The organism is unidentified bacterial endosymbiont, assembly GCF_918797525.1.
GTDB lineage: Bacteria > Pseudomonadota > Gammaproteobacteria > Enterobacterales > Enterobacteriaceae > Enterobacter.
The window spans coordinates 1915565-1931645 of the sequence record NZ_OU963893.1 but is presented as its reverse complement, the minus strand read 5'-3'; the positions used below and the strand labels follow the sequence as shown (position 1 = coordinate 1931645).

Annotated in this window: 15 protein-coding genes, 2 tRNA genes and 2 pseudogenes; 6 read left to right on the top strand and 13 right to left on the bottom strand. The window is 55.6% G+C overall.

What is annotated here, in order from left to right:
- Positions 1-86: 86 nt before the first annotated feature.
- From hpxK to hpxU, 7 genes are all read right to left on the bottom strand, one after another.
- Entirely contained in the window at positions 87-1343 is a 1257-nt protein-coding gene (hpxK, locus tag NL510_RS09210) for an allantoate amidohydrolase (RefSeq protein WP_253383957.1), read from the bottom strand.
- Positions 1340-2581, bottom strand: coding sequence for a pyridoxal-phosphate-dependent aminotransferase family protein (locus NL510_RS09205; RefSeq protein ID WP_253383956.1), 1242 nt, complete (start codon positions 2579-2581; stop codon positions 1340-1342). The genes hpxK and NL510_RS09205 overlap by 4 nt, the downstream gene beginning before the upstream one ends.
- A gap of 9 nt (positions 2582-2590) precedes the next feature.
- Positions 2591-3331, bottom strand: coding sequence for an amino acid ABC transporter ATP-binding protein (locus NL510_RS09200; protein WP_253383955.1), 741 nt, complete (start codon positions 3329-3331; stop codon positions 2591-2593).
- Positions 3312-3968 (bottom strand): amino acid ABC transporter permease, encoded by a 657-nt coding sequence (locus NL510_RS09195; RefSeq protein WP_253384827.1) that lies wholly within the window; start codon positions 3966-3968, stop codon positions 3312-3314. The genes NL510_RS09200 and NL510_RS09195 overlap by 20 nt, the downstream gene beginning before the upstream one ends.
- The gene (locus NL510_RS09190) at positions 3968-4633 is read right to left on the bottom strand and encodes an amino acid ABC transporter permease (protein ID WP_253383954.1); all 666 of its coding nucleotides are present in this window, start codon (positions 4631-4633) and stop codon (positions 3968-3970) included. Before NL510_RS09190 ends, NL510_RS09195 begins: the two co-directional genes overlap by 1 nt.
- A gap of 3 nt (positions 4634-4636) precedes the next feature.
- Complete coding sequence (locus tag NL510_RS09185; protein ID WP_253383953.1) at positions 4637-5419, bottom strand: transporter substrate-binding domain-containing protein; 783 nt, start codon at positions 5417-5419, stop codon at positions 4637-4639.
- 190 nt (positions 5420-5609) lie between these two features.
- Positions 5610-6449 carry a MurR/RpiR family transcriptional regulator HpxU gene (hpxU, locus tag NL510_RS09180; RefSeq protein ID WP_253383952.1) on the bottom strand — a complete coding sequence of 280 codons (840 nt, stop codon included), beginning with the start codon at positions 6447-6449 and terminating at the stop codon, positions 5610-5612.
- Positions 6450-6593: 144 nt separating this feature from the next.
- Between hpxU and NL510_RS09175 the strand changes: the two are divergent.
- A pseudogene (locus tag NL510_RS09175) lies at positions 6594-6713 on the top strand (hypothetical protein); the annotation flags it as partial.
- Positions 6714-6933: 220 nt separating this feature from the next.
- On the opposite strand, the gene NL510_RS09170 reads toward NL510_RS09175, so the two are convergent.
- A tRNA-Ser gene (locus NL510_RS09170) sits at positions 6934-7021 on the bottom strand.
- 167 nt (positions 7022-7188) lie between these two features.
- Here NL510_RS09170 and NL510_RS09165 point away from each other — a divergent pair.
- From NL510_RS09165 to NL510_RS09155, 3 genes are read left to right on the top strand one after another with little or no spacing between them, the layout of a single operon-like run.
- Positions 7189-8196, top strand: coding sequence for an ABC transporter substrate-binding protein (locus NL510_RS09165; protein ID WP_253383951.1), 1008 nt, complete (start codon positions 7189-7191; stop codon positions 8194-8196).
- Positions 8193-9224: a FecCD family ABC transporter permease gene (locus NL510_RS09160; protein WP_253383950.1), complete on the top strand. Its 1032-nt coding sequence runs from the start codon at positions 8193-8195 to the stop codon at positions 9222-9224. The genes NL510_RS09165 and NL510_RS09160 overlap by 4 nt, the downstream gene beginning before the upstream one ends.
- On the top strand, positions 9221-9979 hold the full coding sequence (locus NL510_RS09155) for an ABC transporter ATP-binding protein (RefSeq protein WP_253383949.1): 759 nt from the start codon (positions 9221-9223) through the stop codon (positions 9977-9979). Before NL510_RS09160 ends, NL510_RS09155 begins: the two co-directional genes overlap by 4 nt.
- Positions 9980-10023: 44 nt before the next feature.
- On the opposite strand, the gene NL510_RS09150 is transcribed toward NL510_RS09155, so the two are convergent.
- Positions 10024-10111, bottom strand: a tRNA-Ser gene (locus NL510_RS09150).
- Positions 10112-10253: 142 nt separating this feature from the next.
- Positions 10254-11599 (bottom strand): annotated as a pseudogene (locus tag NL510_RS09145) (ABC transporter substrate-binding protein).
- 267 nt (positions 11600-11866) lie between these two features.
- Between NL510_RS09145 and yccA the strand changes: the two are divergent.
- Both yccA and tusE read left to right on the top strand, forming a co-directional pair.
- Positions 11867-12526 (top strand): FtsH protease modulator YccA, encoded by a 660-nt coding sequence (yccA, locus tag NL510_RS09140; RefSeq protein ID WP_253383948.1) that lies wholly within the window; start codon positions 11867-11869, stop codon positions 12524-12526.
- An 89-nt stretch (positions 12527-12615) separates the two neighbouring features.
- Entirely contained in the window at positions 12616-12945 is a 330-nt protein-coding gene (gene tusE, locus NL510_RS09135; RefSeq protein ID WP_253383947.1) for a sulfurtransferase TusE, read from the top strand.
- Here tusE and yccX read toward each other — a convergent pair.
- The 3 genes from yccX to NL510_RS09120 form a co-directional block, all read right to left on the bottom strand.
- Positions 12942-13223 (bottom strand): acylphosphatase, encoded by a 282-nt coding sequence (gene yccX, locus NL510_RS09130; protein WP_253383946.1) that lies wholly within the window; start codon positions 13221-13223, stop codon positions 12942-12944. The genes tusE and yccX overlap by 4 nt on opposite strands.
- A gap of 1116 nt (positions 13224-14339) precedes the next feature.
- Positions 14340-15184 (bottom strand): IS5 family transposase gene (locus NL510_RS09125; RefSeq protein WP_253383945.1). Its coding sequence is split into 2 segments (ribosomal slippage): positions 14340-14839 and positions 14839-15184, totalling 846 coding nucleotides; the frame shifts between segments, so codons are not numbered across the junction.
- A gap of 459 nt (positions 15185-15643) precedes the next feature.
- Positions 15644-15979 carry a DUF496 family protein gene (locus tag NL510_RS09120; RefSeq protein ID WP_253383944.1) on the bottom strand — a complete coding sequence of 112 codons (336 nt, stop codon included), beginning with the start codon at positions 15977-15979 and terminating at the stop codon, positions 15644-15646.
- Positions 15980-16081 lie beyond the last annotated feature (102 nt).

The following is a 16081-nucleotide window of genomic DNA, read 5'->3' as shown; positions in this document are numbered from 1 at the left end:
AGGACCGGATGAAACGCTCGATTTGTACAGGAGATACAGCCTGGAGCAGAGATTAATCAAGGTTCAACAAACGGTCATTCAAATCCTTAACATTTCCCGGCGGGAAGATTAGCCATTCCGTTAGCCAGCCGGCACACCGCCCGCCCGAACGCCTTAATCGCCAGCGCCACATCCTCCGCCATGACCGACTCCGCCGGATGGTGGCTGATGCCCCCCCTGCAGCGCACAAACAGCATGCCCACCGGCCAGCGCTCCGCTATCGCTATCGCATCGTGTCCCGCTCCGCTGGGCAGCGATAACGTGCGCCCTTGTACCGAGATCACCGCCTCGCCCAGCAAACTCTGCAGGCGCGCATCGCAAGGGGTGGCGGCAATACGATAAAAGGTCTCGGCGCTGAAACTCAGCCCGCGACGTGCGGTAATGGCCTGCGCACTCGCCAACAGTTCGTCGAGCAACCGCTCCAGCGGGCCATCCTGCGGACCACGAATATCCAGCGAAAGCGCGGCCTCGCCGGGGATCACGTTTACCGCACCGGGCAGGCAGTGCACGGCTCCCACCGTCGCCACCAGGTTGCCCGCGTGTTGCTGCGTACTCTTCTCAACAGCCACCATCCACTCGGCGGCAGCGGCCAGGGCATCCTTACGGTGCGCCATGGGTACGGTTCCGGCATGCCCCGCCTCGCCGATAAATCGGCAGTTCAGGCGGCGCGCGCCGTTAATGGCGTCCACGACGCCTAAAGCCAAATCCTCCTGTTCCAGACACGGCCCCTGCTCAATATGCAGTTCCAGATAGGCGCTGAAATCCTTCTGATGGCGCGCGGCATGCGGAACGTGGGCAGGATCCATGCCCCTCTGCGCCATTGCCTGCGCCACGCTGATGCCACTGGCATCGCATTTTTCCAGCCAGCTCTCAGGCCAGGTGCCGGTCAGACCGCGGCTTCCCAGTAGAGTAATGCCGAAGCGAGTACCCTCTTCATCACCAAAACCGACAATTTCGATAGCCTGTGCCAGATGCAGCCCCTGTTGATGAAGGCTGTCCACCACCTCAATGGCGCTAAGCACGCCGAGCATGCCGTCGTACCGGCCGGCATTGCGCACGGTATCCAGATGCGAGCCAAGCAGCACTGCCGGAGCGCCCGCCCGGAGGCCTTCATAGCGACCGCAAATATTCCCCACGCTATCCTGCCAGACGGTCATCCCGGCCTGCCTCATCCACTGCCCGACCAGCTGGTTGGCCTGCAGATGCTGTGTTGAAAGATACACGCGCGTCAGGGTATCCGGGGTTTCACTGATGGCGGCCAGCGCATCCGCGCGCGCCATCACGCGCTTTGCCGCCGGGTTCATTGTGCCGTCTCGCTTGCATAGTGTTCCCACGCGGCCTGCATCCCGGCCCCCTGGGTGGTGCTAAATTTCAGGTAATTCAGTACCGATTCCAGCGCACTCAGGGTAGTCATCACGCAGTCTTTACGGGCGTTGTAGCCCATGGTGCCAATGCGCCACACTTTGCCGTGCAGCGGGCCAAACGAGGTCCCGATTTCGATACCGAAACCCTCCAGCATTAGCTTACGCACCTGGTCGCCGTTCACCCCCTGGGGGATCATCACGCCAAGGACGTTGTTCATTTTGTGTTTCAGGTCGCCAAACGTGTCTAGCCCCATCGCCTGAATGCCTTTTAGTAGCGCGTCGCCGTGCAGCTTATGGCGGGCAATACCGTTCTCCAGCCCTTCCTGCAGGATCAGACGCGCGCATTCCCGGGCGCCAAACAGCGCGCTGGTGGCTTCGGTATGATGATTCAGACGCTCAGCCCCCCAGTAGTCCATCACCATACCGAGGTCGAAATAGTTGGAATAAATCATCTCATCGTCTCCGTCGCGGTGGGCATCGGTGCGGATCCCCTCCTCGACGCATTTGCGACGGCGGATCGCCTCTTCCATCCGTGAACTCAGGGTGATGGGTGAGGTACCAGACGGGCCGCCGAGGCATTTCTGCATCCCGGCGGAAACCGCATCCAGCCCCCAGGCATCGGTCCTGAGCGCGTTGCCCCCAAGCGAGGCGGTGGCATCGGTATAAAACAACACATCGTAACGGCGGCAAATCTCCCCGAGTTCCGCCAGCGGTTGCAGCATGGTCGTTGAGGTATCTCCCTGCACGGTGAACAGCAGACGAGGACGCACACGCTTGATGGCTTCTTCTATCTGGTCCGGCGTAAACACCTCGCCCCATGGCACGTCAATGGTGTGCACTTTCGCCCGGCACCGGCGGGCAATCTCGCACAGCAGATGGCCGAAGCGGCCAAATACCGGCACCAGCACGTTGTCACCCGGGCGAATGGCCGACACCAGAATCGCTTCAATCCCCGCGCGGGAAGTGCCATCCACCAGCATTGTCCAGCGGTTTTCGGTGCAGAACACCCCGCGATAGAGCGTCATCACCTCGTTCATGTAGTGGGTCATCGCCGGGTCGTACTGACCGATAAGCTGGCTCGACATCGCGCGCAGCACGCGCGGGTCGGCGTTGATTGGCCCTGGCCCCATCAGCAGGCGCGGTGGCGGATTGATTTGCGGAAACTGAGCGATATCCATTTTGAGTCCTTAAACGTTGAGGCCGCGCACGGAGGAGATGAACTGTTTGAGTTCCGTGGTCTGGGGGTTGGCAAACAGCGTTTTGCTGTCGCCCTGCTCCCAGACTTTCCCCTGATGCATAAACACCACGCGGTCGCCCACTTCGCGGGCAAAATTCATTTCATGGGTCACGAGGATCAGCGTCATCCCCTCTGCCGCCAGCTGCTCCAGCACTTTAAGCACTTCGCCCACCAGTTCGGGATCGAGCGCCGAGGTTATCTCGTCACAGAGTAAAACTTTTGGCGACATCGCCAGCGCACGGGCAATCGCCACGCGCTGCTGCTGGCCGCCGGAGAGGCTTGACGGGAAGTATTCCAGGCGATCGCCTAAGCCCACCTTCTCCAGCATGCGCTGCGCCAGCTCTCGGCATTCGGCGGCGCTTTTCTTCAGCACCCGACGCGGAGCAAGCATCACGTTTTCCAGGGCCGTCATGTGCGGAAACAGGTTGAAGCTCTGGAATACCATGCCGACCGAGCGGCTGATCTCCCGCGCCTGAGAATCCCGCTCGGTGATGGTCATGCCGCCGAGCTTGATGCTGCCGTCCTGGTACCCTTCCAGACCGTTGATGCAGCGCAACAGGGTGCTCTTACCCGATCCGCTGCGCCCGATAATCGAAATCACCTGGCCCATGTCGATATCCAGATCCACGCCTTTAAGCACGTGGTTATCGCCGTAGTACTTTTGCACCTGATTAATGGTGATGAGAGGCATTACATTTCGTCTCCAGATAGCGGCTGTAACGCGACAGCGGATAACACAGAATGAAGTAGCCCAGCGCTACCAGCGCAAAGACTTTAAACGGCTGGTAGGTCACGTTGGTGAGCATGGTTCCGGCTTTGGTTAGCTCAATAAACCCGATGATCGACGCCAGCGCGGTGCCTTTAATAACCTGTACGGCAAAGCCGACCGTCGGGGCAATGGCGATGCGTAGCGCCTGAGGCACTACCACCCGAAACAAGGTCTGACCAAAGCTCAGCCCCAGGCAGCGCGAGGCTTCCCACTGCCCTTTTGGCAGCGCACGAAGGCTGCCATAGCCGATATCGAGCAAAAAGGCACTGGTATAGAAGGTGAGCGCCACTGAAGCTGCGGTCCACGGTGAAACGTCAATGCCCAGCAACGCCACGCCGAAAAAGGCCAGGAACAGTTGCATCAGCAGTGGCGTACCCTGAAACAGCTCAATGTAGCCGCGGATAATGCGCTTCACCGTACGCCCGCCCGTCAGACGCAACAGCAGCAAGGGCAGCATCACCACCGCGCCGCCGACAAACGCCACCAGCGACAGCAGTACCGTCCAGCGTGCGGCCAGCAGCAGGTTGCGAAGAATGTCCCAGTCGGTAAAGGTGGTCATCATGTCTGTACCCCGAGCCATTTGCGTCCTGCCGCCATCATCAGTTGACGCAGGGTGATTGACAGTGCCAAATACATCGCGGTCGTCACCAGATACACCTCAAAGCTCAGGAAGGTTCTGGACTGGATCAGGTTGGCGGCAAAGGTCAGCTCTTCATACGAGACCTGCGACACCACCGACGAGCCGAGCATCACGATGATGCACTGGCTCACCAGCGCCGGGTAAATACGCTGCAGCGAAGGCGGTAACACCACGCGGATAAAGGTCTGTAGATGGGATAGCCCCAGCACGCGTCCGGCCTCCCACTGCCCTTTTGGCGTCACCTGGATACCCGCGCGGATGATTTCAGTGCTGTAGGCGCCCAGGTTCACCACCATCGCCAGCAGCGCCGCCTCGCCCGCCGTCATTTTCAGCCCCATGTTGGGCAAGCCAAAAACGATGAAAAATAGCTGCACCACAAACGGCGTGTTACGAATAATTTCCACGTAAACGCCCCACATCCGGCTATACCAGGTTGCCCGTCCGCTGCGAATGGCCGCCCCGACTATCCCTATCGCCAGCCCGCCAATGGTCGCCATCACCGTCAGTTGAATAGTGGTCCCAAGCCCCGCCAGCAGCGCCGGCCAGTACGGCCAGAGCGCAGAAAAATCAAGATGTTCTGCCATGGCTTATACGCCAAAGCTTGCCGGCAACGGTGCCTTCATCCAGCGTTCAGACAGGCCGTTCAGGGTGCCATCCTGAATCCCCTGCGCAATCAGCGCGTCCACTTTCGCCTTCAGCGCCGGTTCGTTCTTCTTCAGGCCGATAAAGCACGGCGAGTCTTTCAGCATAAAGCTCGCAACCGGCGCTTTAGCCGCGTTCTGCCGCGAAATGGCCGCCACCACGAGGTTGCCGGTCGCCACGTACTGTACCTGGCCGGACAGGTAAGCAGACAGCGTGGTGTTGTTGTCTTCATAGCGTTTCACGTCGGCGTCTTTCGGTACGAGGCTGGTCAGCACCATGTCCTCCACCGCGCCGCGCGTCACGCCGATGGTTTTGCCGCTCAGCGCGGCGGCGTCTTGCAGTTCAGCCCCTTTTGGGCCAAACACGCCGAGGAAGAACGGGGCATAGGCGCGACTAAAATCGATCACCTTTTCGCGCTCGGGGTTTTTACCGAGGCTTGAAATAACCAGGTCCACTTTATCGGTCTGCAGGTAGGGCACGCGATTAGCGCTGGTGACCGGCACCAGCTGCAACGTGAGCTTCATCTGCGTCGCCAGGTAACGCGCCATATCGATGTCGTAACCCTGCGGCTGCAGATCGGTCCCCACCGAGCCAAACGGCGGGAAATCCTGCGGGACGGCAATACGCAGAGTGCCGCGTTTCTCGATATCCTGAAGCTGGTCTGCCTTTGCGGGCGCCAGAGTGAACAAACAAGCGGCCCCGGCCAGTGCAATCAACAGTTTTTTCATGGTCTTTACCCGTTACGTTAGCATGAAACAAAAGATTCGTTTATTTGACTTTTGCAACTAATGTGCCAACGAAAGCGAAACGGCCATTTTCTGTTGAGGGCAGAGTAAACGGGGCACTGCGGCGAAGCCACGCATTTTAACTGCCAATCACTTGCACTCTTTTAATGCAAAGCACCCGCCTGACGCCCCATTAGCGTTGTTCCAGCTCGTCGAGGCGTTGGTAGAGAGAGGCAATGTCGTGAATGCGTGGACGACCCTTATCAAGAATTTCGTGCAAAAAGGCGTTCGCGAGCAGGTTGATCAGGCTGTTTACCGAGGCGTAGCTGTCATAGGCCGAGACGCTGTCCAGCGGCGCGCAAAGCTGCCAGTTTGCCAGCGGAAACAGGCTGTGGGCCTGCGGCTCGCACATTAGCAGGAGTGGAATACCGCCGCGCTGAAGCTGTTGCATTAACGGGCGGATAATGCGTGGCCGACGGCGAAAGGCCATCACCACCACGACATCGTCGGGGGTTAAATCAACCAGCTCTTCGCTCAGGCTCTGTCCCGGCTGGGGCAGCACCAGCACTTGCCCCCGCGCCTGTAACAACTGTTGGCGCAGGTGCAGCGCAGCCGGGTAGGCATTACGCATCCCGATTATCACAATCCGCCGCGCCCTGACCATGCAGGCCATGGCCTCGGAAAATTGCCGTGCGTCCAGGGCATTTACCCACCGGGTCAGGTTCGCCATCTCCTGCTTATAGTGACGTGCCAGCAGCGTGTTGCCCTGTACGGCATCTCGGTTATCTGTTAACGGCATACCGCTCTGGCGCAGCGTGCGAAGCTCATCGCGCATGTCTTTGTACTTCTCATAGCCCAGACGCCTGAACAGCCGGCTCACCGTGGCTTTTGACACCCCGCTCAGCTGCGCCAGCTCGGCGCTGTTGTAGCTAATGAGGTCGTCAAAGTGATCGAAAATAAAATCGGCCACCCGCTGCTCCTGCCCGGACAATAACGCGTACTGTTCTTTCAGACGTTCATCAAGTTGTTGCATATAGCCTCTGTAACTTTTGTTTCACTGCGTTACCCCTTTCATTAAGCATGCCAGCTTCTCCCCGTGGAAAACATGAAACTTTTCGTCCAGATGTGGAACAGCTTTTGCAACGCCCGTTCACTCTTTGGGTTTTGAGGACTCCCGATGCAAAGTAATGTCTGTGTACACGGAATAGCCGTGGCACTCCATCATTTTGCCCGTCAGCGCGCGCTGGCGATCCTGCGTGAAGGCGGTAGGGCGATGGAGGCAATGGTGGTTGCCGCCGGATATCAAGGAGATCGCCATGAACGACTGGAATGACTACCTTGCTCAAATGGAAACCGTGCAAGGCGACTGGATGATGCCCGTCTCGTAAACGACCTGGACTGTGTCTGCGATGCGCTGCCGGGGCACTGTGCTGCTCGCAGAGCCATTCAGGGGAGCTGGTGCCTGGGCTGTAATACGAAAAAACCCTGCGATATTGCTATCGCAGGGTTTTCGAATTTGGCGGAAGCGTAGAGATTCGAACTCTAGAACCCTTTCGGGTCGCCGGTTTTCAAGACCGGTGCCTTCAACCGCTCGGCCACGCTTCCAAAGTGAGGCGCACTATAAACATCTCTTCGCGCTATGTAAAGCAAGAAATTGAAGAATTTGAAAGTGTTCATGTTTTTCCTGCCCCGGACATTCCGCTCGTGGCCTGTTGCTCTGACCTCAAATACATGTATTATGTTATAACATAACATTTACAGGTCCTCTCATCGTGTTAACTCAAAAAGCGCTGTTACTGTCTACACTGTTTATTTTTTCATCTGCAACATTCTCATCAACGACGTATCCTCTTACCGTGGAAAACTGCGGGGTGAAAGCGACTTTTATGCAGCCCCCCCAGCGCGTGGTAACGGTGGGACAACACGAAACAGAGCTGCTGCTGGCATTAGGACTGGCAAACAAAATCGACGCTACGTCGGTGTGGTTTGGCACGCTACCGGTGCCGCTGGCAAAGCAAGGTAAAAACCTTATCCGACTGGCGGATAACTCGCCGTCATTTGAAGCGGTGGTCGCCAGAAAACCCGATCTGGTGCTGGCCCAGTATCACTGGCATATTGGCCCGCAGGGCGAAGTCGGCACCCGGGAACAGTTTTCCTCGCTGGGAATAAATACCTGGATCTCCCCCGCCGACTGCGCGGATAAAGAAGTCACTAAAAACTCGAACGCCGACGGAGCACGTAGCATCCCCTTTTCACTGACTGAAATACAAAAAGAAGTGACCGCGCTGTCGGCCATTTTTGATGTCGCGGCACGGGGCGAGCAGCTCAACCGCGAGCTGGAAACGCGCATTGAGAAAGCGCGGGCATCTGTCCCGGTTAAACCGCTGAAGGTCATTTACTGGTTTTCCAGCAGTCGTCTGAATGGCGACCCTTGGGTGGCCGGCAATTACGGCGCTCCCGGCTGGATCAGCCAAACGCTTGGGTTAAAAAATATCATTGATTCCCACGACGAATGGCCCGCAGTGACCTGGGAGCATATTGCTCAGGCGCAGCCGGATATTATCGTCATCGCGGATATGTCCCGCAGGCTCTACCCCGCCGATGATGTTAAGGTAAAAGAGGCGTTTTTGCGCAGCGATCCGGTGACGAAGCACATTCCCGCCGTCAGAAACGGGCGCATCATCGTTGTTCCGGCGATGTCCCTGAACCCGTCCTTGCGTAACGTTGATGCGGTCGAGCAGATTAGCGCGCAACTGGCCTTGCAGCAGAGCGAACAATGAGCCACTTCTCCTCCCTTTTCCGCCAGCACTGGATTCTGGCGGCGGGCCTCATTACGTTACCGCTGATGCTGGTTTTCGCGGCCAGCATCGGAGACATGACGGTAAGCTGGACAGACAGCGGAAAAGCGATTCTCAACGGGCTGGGACTGGCAACATTCGATGTGCCGCAAGTAGAAGAAGGCATTATCTGGCAGTATCGTATGAGCCGTGCGCTGATGGCGGCGTGTAGCGGCGGCGGCCTTGCTCTTTGCGGGCTGGTGCTGCAGTCGATACTGCGTAACCCGCTGGCGGAGCCCTATCTGCTGGGGATTTCCGCCGGGGCTTCGCTGGGCGCGGTGTGCGTGATGCTGCTCGGCATGGGCGGGAGCATTCTGGGGGTCAGTGGCGGTGCGTTTATCGGTTCTTGCGCCGCCTTTACCCTGATTATGCTGATAACAAACGGGATGACCGCAAGCCCGTCACGTATTTTGCTGGCAGGCATTGCCGGGACACAGCTCTTTAATGCCCTGACCGCGTATGTCGTCAGTACCTCCGCCAATGCCGAGCAGTCCCGCAGCGTGATGTTCTGGCTGCTGGGGAGCTTAAGCGGCGTGCGCTGGCCGGATGCACTACTGGCGCTCACGGTGACGCTTGTCGGTTTGCTCGTGGTGTTCACCTTTTCCCGGGCGCTCGATACCTTCACCTTTGGAGATGAGGTAGCGACCACGCTTGGGATCCCGGTCACCGTGGTGCGCATTGTCCTGTTGCTGACCTGCGCGGTCGTGACGGCAACCCTGGTGAGTGCTATTGGCGCTGTGGGATTTGTCGGGCTGGTTATCCCGCATATTACCCGCATGCTGATCGGCCCGGGCCACCGTCGCGCAATTCCGCTGACCTTCCTCACCGGCGCGCACTTTATGATTCTGGCCGATATCGTGTCGCGAACGCTTATCGTCCATCAGGTGCTCCCCATCGGCGTGGTAACGGCGCTGGTCGGTGCGCCTGCCTTTGTGGTGCTGCTCTACTGTAATCGGGAGAATAATAGATGAACATTTCTGTGGCCGGGCTAACCGTGACCAGGCAATCCCGGAGGGTGTTAAGCGATATCAGCCTTGAGCTTGTATCCGGCCAGATGAGCGGTCTTTTAGGCCCCAACGGCTCGGGTAAATCCACGCTGTTACGCTGCCTTGCAGGGCTTGACCCACGCTATTTCCGGCACGTTGCGCTGGATGGCATACTCCTTAGTGAGATGTCGCTAAAAACGCGCGCACGCTGTATGGCGTTTGTACCGCAACATGCGCAGGTGGAGGGAGAACTCTGCGTGGAGGAGATTGTGCGCCTGGGGCGTACGCCTTACCGACGATCGTTTCAGGGAATTTCTCGCGAAGATGAATCAGCCGTTGAGGTCGCGCTGATGCGGATGCAGCTGTGCGGGCTGCGTCACCGACGGTGGGGCCAGTTGTCTGGTGGAGAGCGCCAGCGCAGTCATATAGCGCGAGCGCTGGCCCAGCAGCCAGCGGTATTGCTGCTTGATGAGCCGACAAACCACCTGGACATTCAGTATCAACTGGAGCTGATGCGACTCATTTCTCAACTGCCGATCACGGTGGTGGTGGCACTTCATGACCTTAATCTTGCGGCGAACTTTTGTCAGAACCTTGTGCTGCTAAATTCTGGCTGCGTATCGGCGTACGGCACGCCTGATGCAGTCCTTACGCAAGACAGTATTGCAAGCACCTGGAACGTTCGGGCACGGGTCAAACGGGAAGAGACCAGCATCACTATCGGCTATCAGATGGCGTAGAAAGCAAAAAACCCTGTGATAGTGCTATCACAGGGTTTCGAATTTGGCGGAAGCGTAGAGATTCGAACTCTAGAACCCTTTCGGGTCGCCGGTTTTCAAGACCGGTGCCTTCAACCGCTCGGCCACGCTTCCTAAGTGAGGCGAACTATAAACACCTCATCGCACACTGTAAAGTGTGAGGGCATTCGTTCGCTTCAAAAATAGCCAATACGTGTTTAATCGGTTGAATAGACAACGTATTGACCATTTTATCATCACCCCACTCCTTTCGCGCTTAGTGCTTTTTGATGTACATATCTTTGGTGAAATAGTACCCAAGTTTATCCGGCATGAAGCCACCCACCCAGGGCTTGACCAGATGCGTACGCACGTAGTGATAGACCGGAATGGCCGGTACATCACGGGCAAGGAGATCTTCCGCTTGCTGGTAGAACTTACCGCGCGCTTGCGGGGCTGTCGCTTTCGCAGCATTCACCAGCGTCTGGTCAAATTCCGGATTGCTGTACTGGCTGGTGTTTTCGCTGTCGCCAGTGCGGAAGTTATTCAGGAAGGTTGCGGCATCGTCATAGTCCGCAATCCACGAGTAGCGCACCGCATCAAAGTTGTGAGTGTGCATCGTGTCCAGCATGGTTTTCCACTCATGATTTTGCAGCTTCGCCTCCACCCCGAGATTTTTCTTCCACATTGAGCTGGCGGCAATCGCGATCCGCTGGTGCGATTCAGAGGTGTTATACAGCAGATTAAACGTCAGCGGATGCCCGGGGTTGTAACCAGCCTCAGCCAGCAGTTTTTTCGCCTCTGCGATGCGTTTATCCATCGGCCAACTGGCGTAGTCAGGCTGCTTCAGCGCGACACCGCCAATATTCGGCTGACTGATAAGCCATGCCGGGCGCTGCCCCTGCCCTAACACCTTTTCGGCGATGATCTCTTTATCGAGCGCCATGTTAAGCGCCTTGCGCACGCGAACATCGTTAAATGGCGGACGGGTAGTGTTGAATTCGTAATAGTATATTGCAAGCTGCGGCGAAACATCCAGCACGCCGCCCAGGGTTTTCGTGAGCTGGGCAAACTGGTTGATCGGCACCGTAAAGACGATATCAATTTCGCCCGCTTTATACGATTAACATCTGAGGCTTCAGAGGTGATGGGCAGATATGTCACTTTGTTGATGACGGTATGGTCGTTATCCCAGTAGCGCGGGTTACGCTCGGCCACAAGAGCCTGTCCAATGTGCATAAAAAAATGCGGAAACGGGTGAGCATTTCCGGATTCTTACACAGCCACTGGATCGGTCAACCGATCCTTAACTGATCGGCATTACAACCAGACGGTGTTGTCTTTATTTTCCCATTTCTCCGCCAGACGTGGCTGAAAATCCCCGGACGGAGAGACGCTCACCAGACCGTCGAATAAATCGCTGATAATAGTGTATTCGACATCGCTTTCAGCTTTGTGCGGGTCGAGTGACGAAGGTTCACTGCCGTTATTCCTGACCAGTTCCTGCTTATCCGCAAGCGTCGTCCCTGCTGGCACGTTAGCCGCCAGGCTTGCCGTGCTGACGCACAGAAGAGCGGCAGTTAACAAAGAGAGCGTAAAGCGGGTGCGTGTTTGTGGTTTCATTTCCTTCGCCTTATTGCCTGTTTTGACGATCCGGAGATAACTCTTAGCGCCCCAGCAGCAATAACGCAATATTTTTCAGTGACCTATAAGAGGTTGATCTGAATAAATGTTTTAATCCGCTGTTCATATTGCGGGAAGGGATTTAGGAAGAATAAATCACCAGCGTTAGCGCTAACGCGTTGAGTAAAGATGGGTAAAACCATTTTGAGACTGGCGCTGGGTTTCCTATTCTTGCCGTTAATTATATCTATCACAAGAGGGTGGCTCATGGATCGTATAGTTTCATCGTCACGCGACCGCACATCGCTACTTAGCACGCACAAAGTGCTGCGCAATACTTACTTTATGCTCAGCCTGACGCTGGCATTTTCTGCTATCACCGCAACGGCAAGCACCGTGCTGATGCTGCCATCTCCAGGGTTGATTCTGACTCTGGTGGGGATGTACGGTCTGATGTTCCTGACCTACAAAACCGCTGACAAACCGGTGGGTATTTTGTCTGCGTTCGCCTTTACCGGCTTCCTGGGCTATATCCTGGGGCCCATCCTTAACGCTTATCTTTCTGCCGGCATGGGCGATCTTATTGGTATGGCGTTGGGCGGCACCGCGCTGGTGTTCTTCTGCTGCTCGGCCTATGTGCTGACCACCCGTAAGGACATGTCCTTCCTCGGAGGCATGCTGATGGCGGGTATCGTGGTGGTGCTGGTCGGGATGGTGGCAAACATTTTCCTGCAGTTGCCTGCCCTGCACCTGGCGATCAGCGCGGTGTTTATCCTGATTTCATCCGGCGCGATCCTGTTTGAAACCAGCAATATTATTCGCGGCGGCGAGACGAACTACATCCGCGCCACCGTGAGCCTGTATGTCTCGCTGTATAACATCTTCGTCAGCCTGTTAAGCATCCTGGGTTTCGCAAGCCGCGATTAACCCGCCCCGCTTATGCGCTGAGGGATGCGTATCAACCTCAGCGCTTATACGCTACAATGCAGCGGTATTTGACTGACGCGTGAATGAGTATGTTAAGTTTTAAAGGTAAAGAGATCGAAACCGATAACGACGGTTATTTAAAAGAAAGCAGCCAGTGGAGCGAAGCGCTGGCAGTCGCTATCGCGGAGAAAGAGGCAATTACCCTCTCGCCAGAGCATTGGGAAGTGGTGCGTTTTGTGCGCGAATTCTATCTCGAATACAACACCTCCCCGGCTATTCGTATGCTGGTCAAAGCAATGGCCAATAAATTCGGTGAAGAGAAAGGCAACAGTCGCTATCTCTATCGCCTGTTCCCGAAAGGCCCGGCAAAACAGGCGACTAAAATTGCGGGATTGCCAAAACCAGTGAAGTGTATTTAATAGCGAATACTGAAGTTCACGTATTCCCGGCCGGGTTGATGCGGCTCTGTCAGAACGTTATCCACCCGTGCGCTACGTGGCCCGCCCGCCTTCAGCCATAACACCATCGCCTCAACCTGCCCTGCTTCGCCGCAGGCTACCACTTCGACGCTGCCGTCATCCATATTTCGGGCATATCCCGTCAGCCCAAGCTTAAGGGCTTCGCGCTGGGTGCTATAGCGGAACCCAACGCCCTGTACGACACCGTGTACCCAGGCAATGGTGCAGATATTTGACATCTTCTCTCTCCTTATCCGTCTGATACGTTGCTTTTACCCAGCGAACCCGCGAAAATGGCGGCCATTTTCGCGGGTTCGACAGAATAGCAAATTATGAGTGTACGTTTAGCGTTAGCGAAATACTAAAACCTGATAACCCCCCCTCCAGTTTTTTTCTTGCCCCTCTTTATCTGTACAGATTGTAAAACACTTCGACAGCTGATCTTACCCAGCAATAGTGGACACGCGACTAAGTGAGTAAACTCTCAACCAGAGGTGACTTACATGACAAAACCAGCATCAACCATCAAAACGATCCGCATAAACGTTACCTGAGCGGAAAAGCCCGGAAAGACCGCTGGTACTGGAATCATAGTATTGTGGGGGCTCAATAGTAATGTCCGCCTGTAGCTCAATTCAGATGTCAGCGCCGGGAGGCGCCGGGGCGCTTCGCGTGCTGCATCGGCTACGGCGTGCGGCTTGCCCCCGCGTTCAGCCTCTCAGTCCGTGGCAGCGCAAAGCTGCGCTGGCGCTCAGCTCTGCTGTGGGCGGTGGCGTTCATCCTCAGCCGCGGGTCGCCGTTCTTCAGCCTCATCATCGTGTGTCAGTTCCCTCAATAATGTTGTCGGCCTGCGCCCTCCGCTTAAGGGCGTTCATGCCCGCCCGGCTGCGTCTGGCTGCGGGGGCTACACCCCCGCGCCCCTGTCAACCCGCGCCCGACCATGCAAACAAGTTGCATGGTCGTCACAGGTTAGCGTGCTCCATGGCGGAAACCCCGGCATCGCCTGCGGGGATCTGGCGGAGGGTAAAAACGACGTAAGAGGAGAACGGGTAATGACAGGTTACGGCGGCGGTGGTATGGTGAACGGGCGTCAAAACGCGTGTCGGGAAAGTCGGGTTAACGTGTTGTTAATGTTGTAAAAGTTGCTCTTTAAAAACGCAGGTATGGCGCGGGTTGTGGGGTGTTAAAAAGTATGATGGCGTCCCGATGACCCGATTGGATTAAGAGGCGGAGTAAACCTCTATGGATATGTTAAAAACCCACAAGGTTACATTGATCCATTAGGATTATCATGGTTAGGTAAGTTGCGTAATGCGGGTAAAAATGATCCTGGTGGTTTAACTAGGCTGTGTCCCTTAATTATATAGTCGTTGATAAAAGAGCCGGATGCAGCCCAGCTTCACCATCGCCAGATAATTTCTCGCCGTTTTGTCGTAACGCGTCGCTATGCGACGGTATTCTTTCAGGCGACCAAAACATCGCTCAACAGCGTTGCGATTGCGGTACGCATTACGATCGAGCTGTGAACACCCATCCAATGCCATTTTCTCATTTGATTTTCGGGGAATGACTGCTTTTATACCTTTGTTTTTCAGTTCGTTGCATAACGCATGCCCGGAGTACGCTTTGTCGGCCAGTACCGCATGACCACGGCGTTTCATGCTGCCGTTCTGGCGCTGAACACCGATACCGTCGAGAAGACGTTGCGCGAACTGGCTTTCGTGAGCCTGTCCGGGACTCAGCACTATGTTTAACGGGAGACCGTTTCCGTCTGTCGCCAGATGGATTTTGGTGCCAAAACCACCGCGAGAGCGACCCAGCCCATTATCTCCGGCGATATCGGGATGTTTTTTTGAGCCCCGGCAGCACATTTCAACGCCCGGATATTGCTGCCATCCAGCGCCGTAGCAGACCAGTCAACAAGATTGCTGGCATCAAGTAGCGAAAGCAACCTGTTGAAAATAATGTTAATAACACCTGATTTTGACCACCGGTTAAAGCGGTTATAAACCGTTTTCCATGGTCCATATCGTTCAGGTAAATCACGCCACGGAGCCCCGGAACACAACACCCAGAACATACCGTTGATAATTTTACGATGCTCAGCCCATGGGCGTCCGGCCCGTGGAGATACGGGTTCAGCAGGCAATAAAGGCTGGATGATAATCCATGCTTCATCAGGAAGGTCGTAGCGAGCCATAGTTCAATATGTTGTGGAAACAGACAGTTACTATAGCTCAAACGATTAAGGGACACAGCCTAAAAAATGCACAGTCTTCTGAAAAGGCTTTCAAGCTCGCTGACGGATTCGGCCTCAACCTGCTGGTTCATTCCAGTGGCTCCACACTCAGGCAGACAGACGGGACACCGCCCTGCAATTGCGCTGAAGAGGTTCCTGCCTTATAAGATCGTAATGACTATGGCTGGACAGCAAGCGTCAGGTTTACCTGTCAGGACGATACTGACTATTTGATTATAAAGAAATCGCATGTCTGTAGTTTTCAGCCAGTTAATGGCTAAGACGATCCCAGTCAGAGGTGCCAAATTTGAAAAGCCTGAGCCTGGTAGGATACCGGGCTCAGGCTCTGAAGGCCGCGTAACATGAACTGTCCAATTATGGGTTTAGTCCATCAGAGGGCCTATTTCGAATAGGCTGCGCTTACTCGCCTTTTGCTTCGCCGTTTTTGATTTCGCCCATCACCTTCAGTTTCTTAGAGATGTCGCGACGTTCTTTAGAGAGTTCCGCGTTTTTGATGATGTAGTCATCCACGCGATCTTCGTAGTCGGTTTTCATGCTAGCGATGATGCCCTGAATAGCTTCAACGCTCATTCCTGGCTTGATGTAGTCGCTCAGGTTATCGAGCAGCAGAACGCGTTTTTGGTTGTCACGGATCTTCTTCTCAACGTCCTGGATTTCACGCTGCAGTTTGTTTTTGCGGCGGAACAGGCGGACGAATTCCAGAACATCCTGGAACGAAGGCTTGGTAGTTTCCATTTTTACACCCCTGATAATGTGAGATTCGGATTCGTTAAAGCAACCGTTGTAACAGTAACCTTACTGACAGCGACCGCGAATGACAATGACTAAACCCGTCAT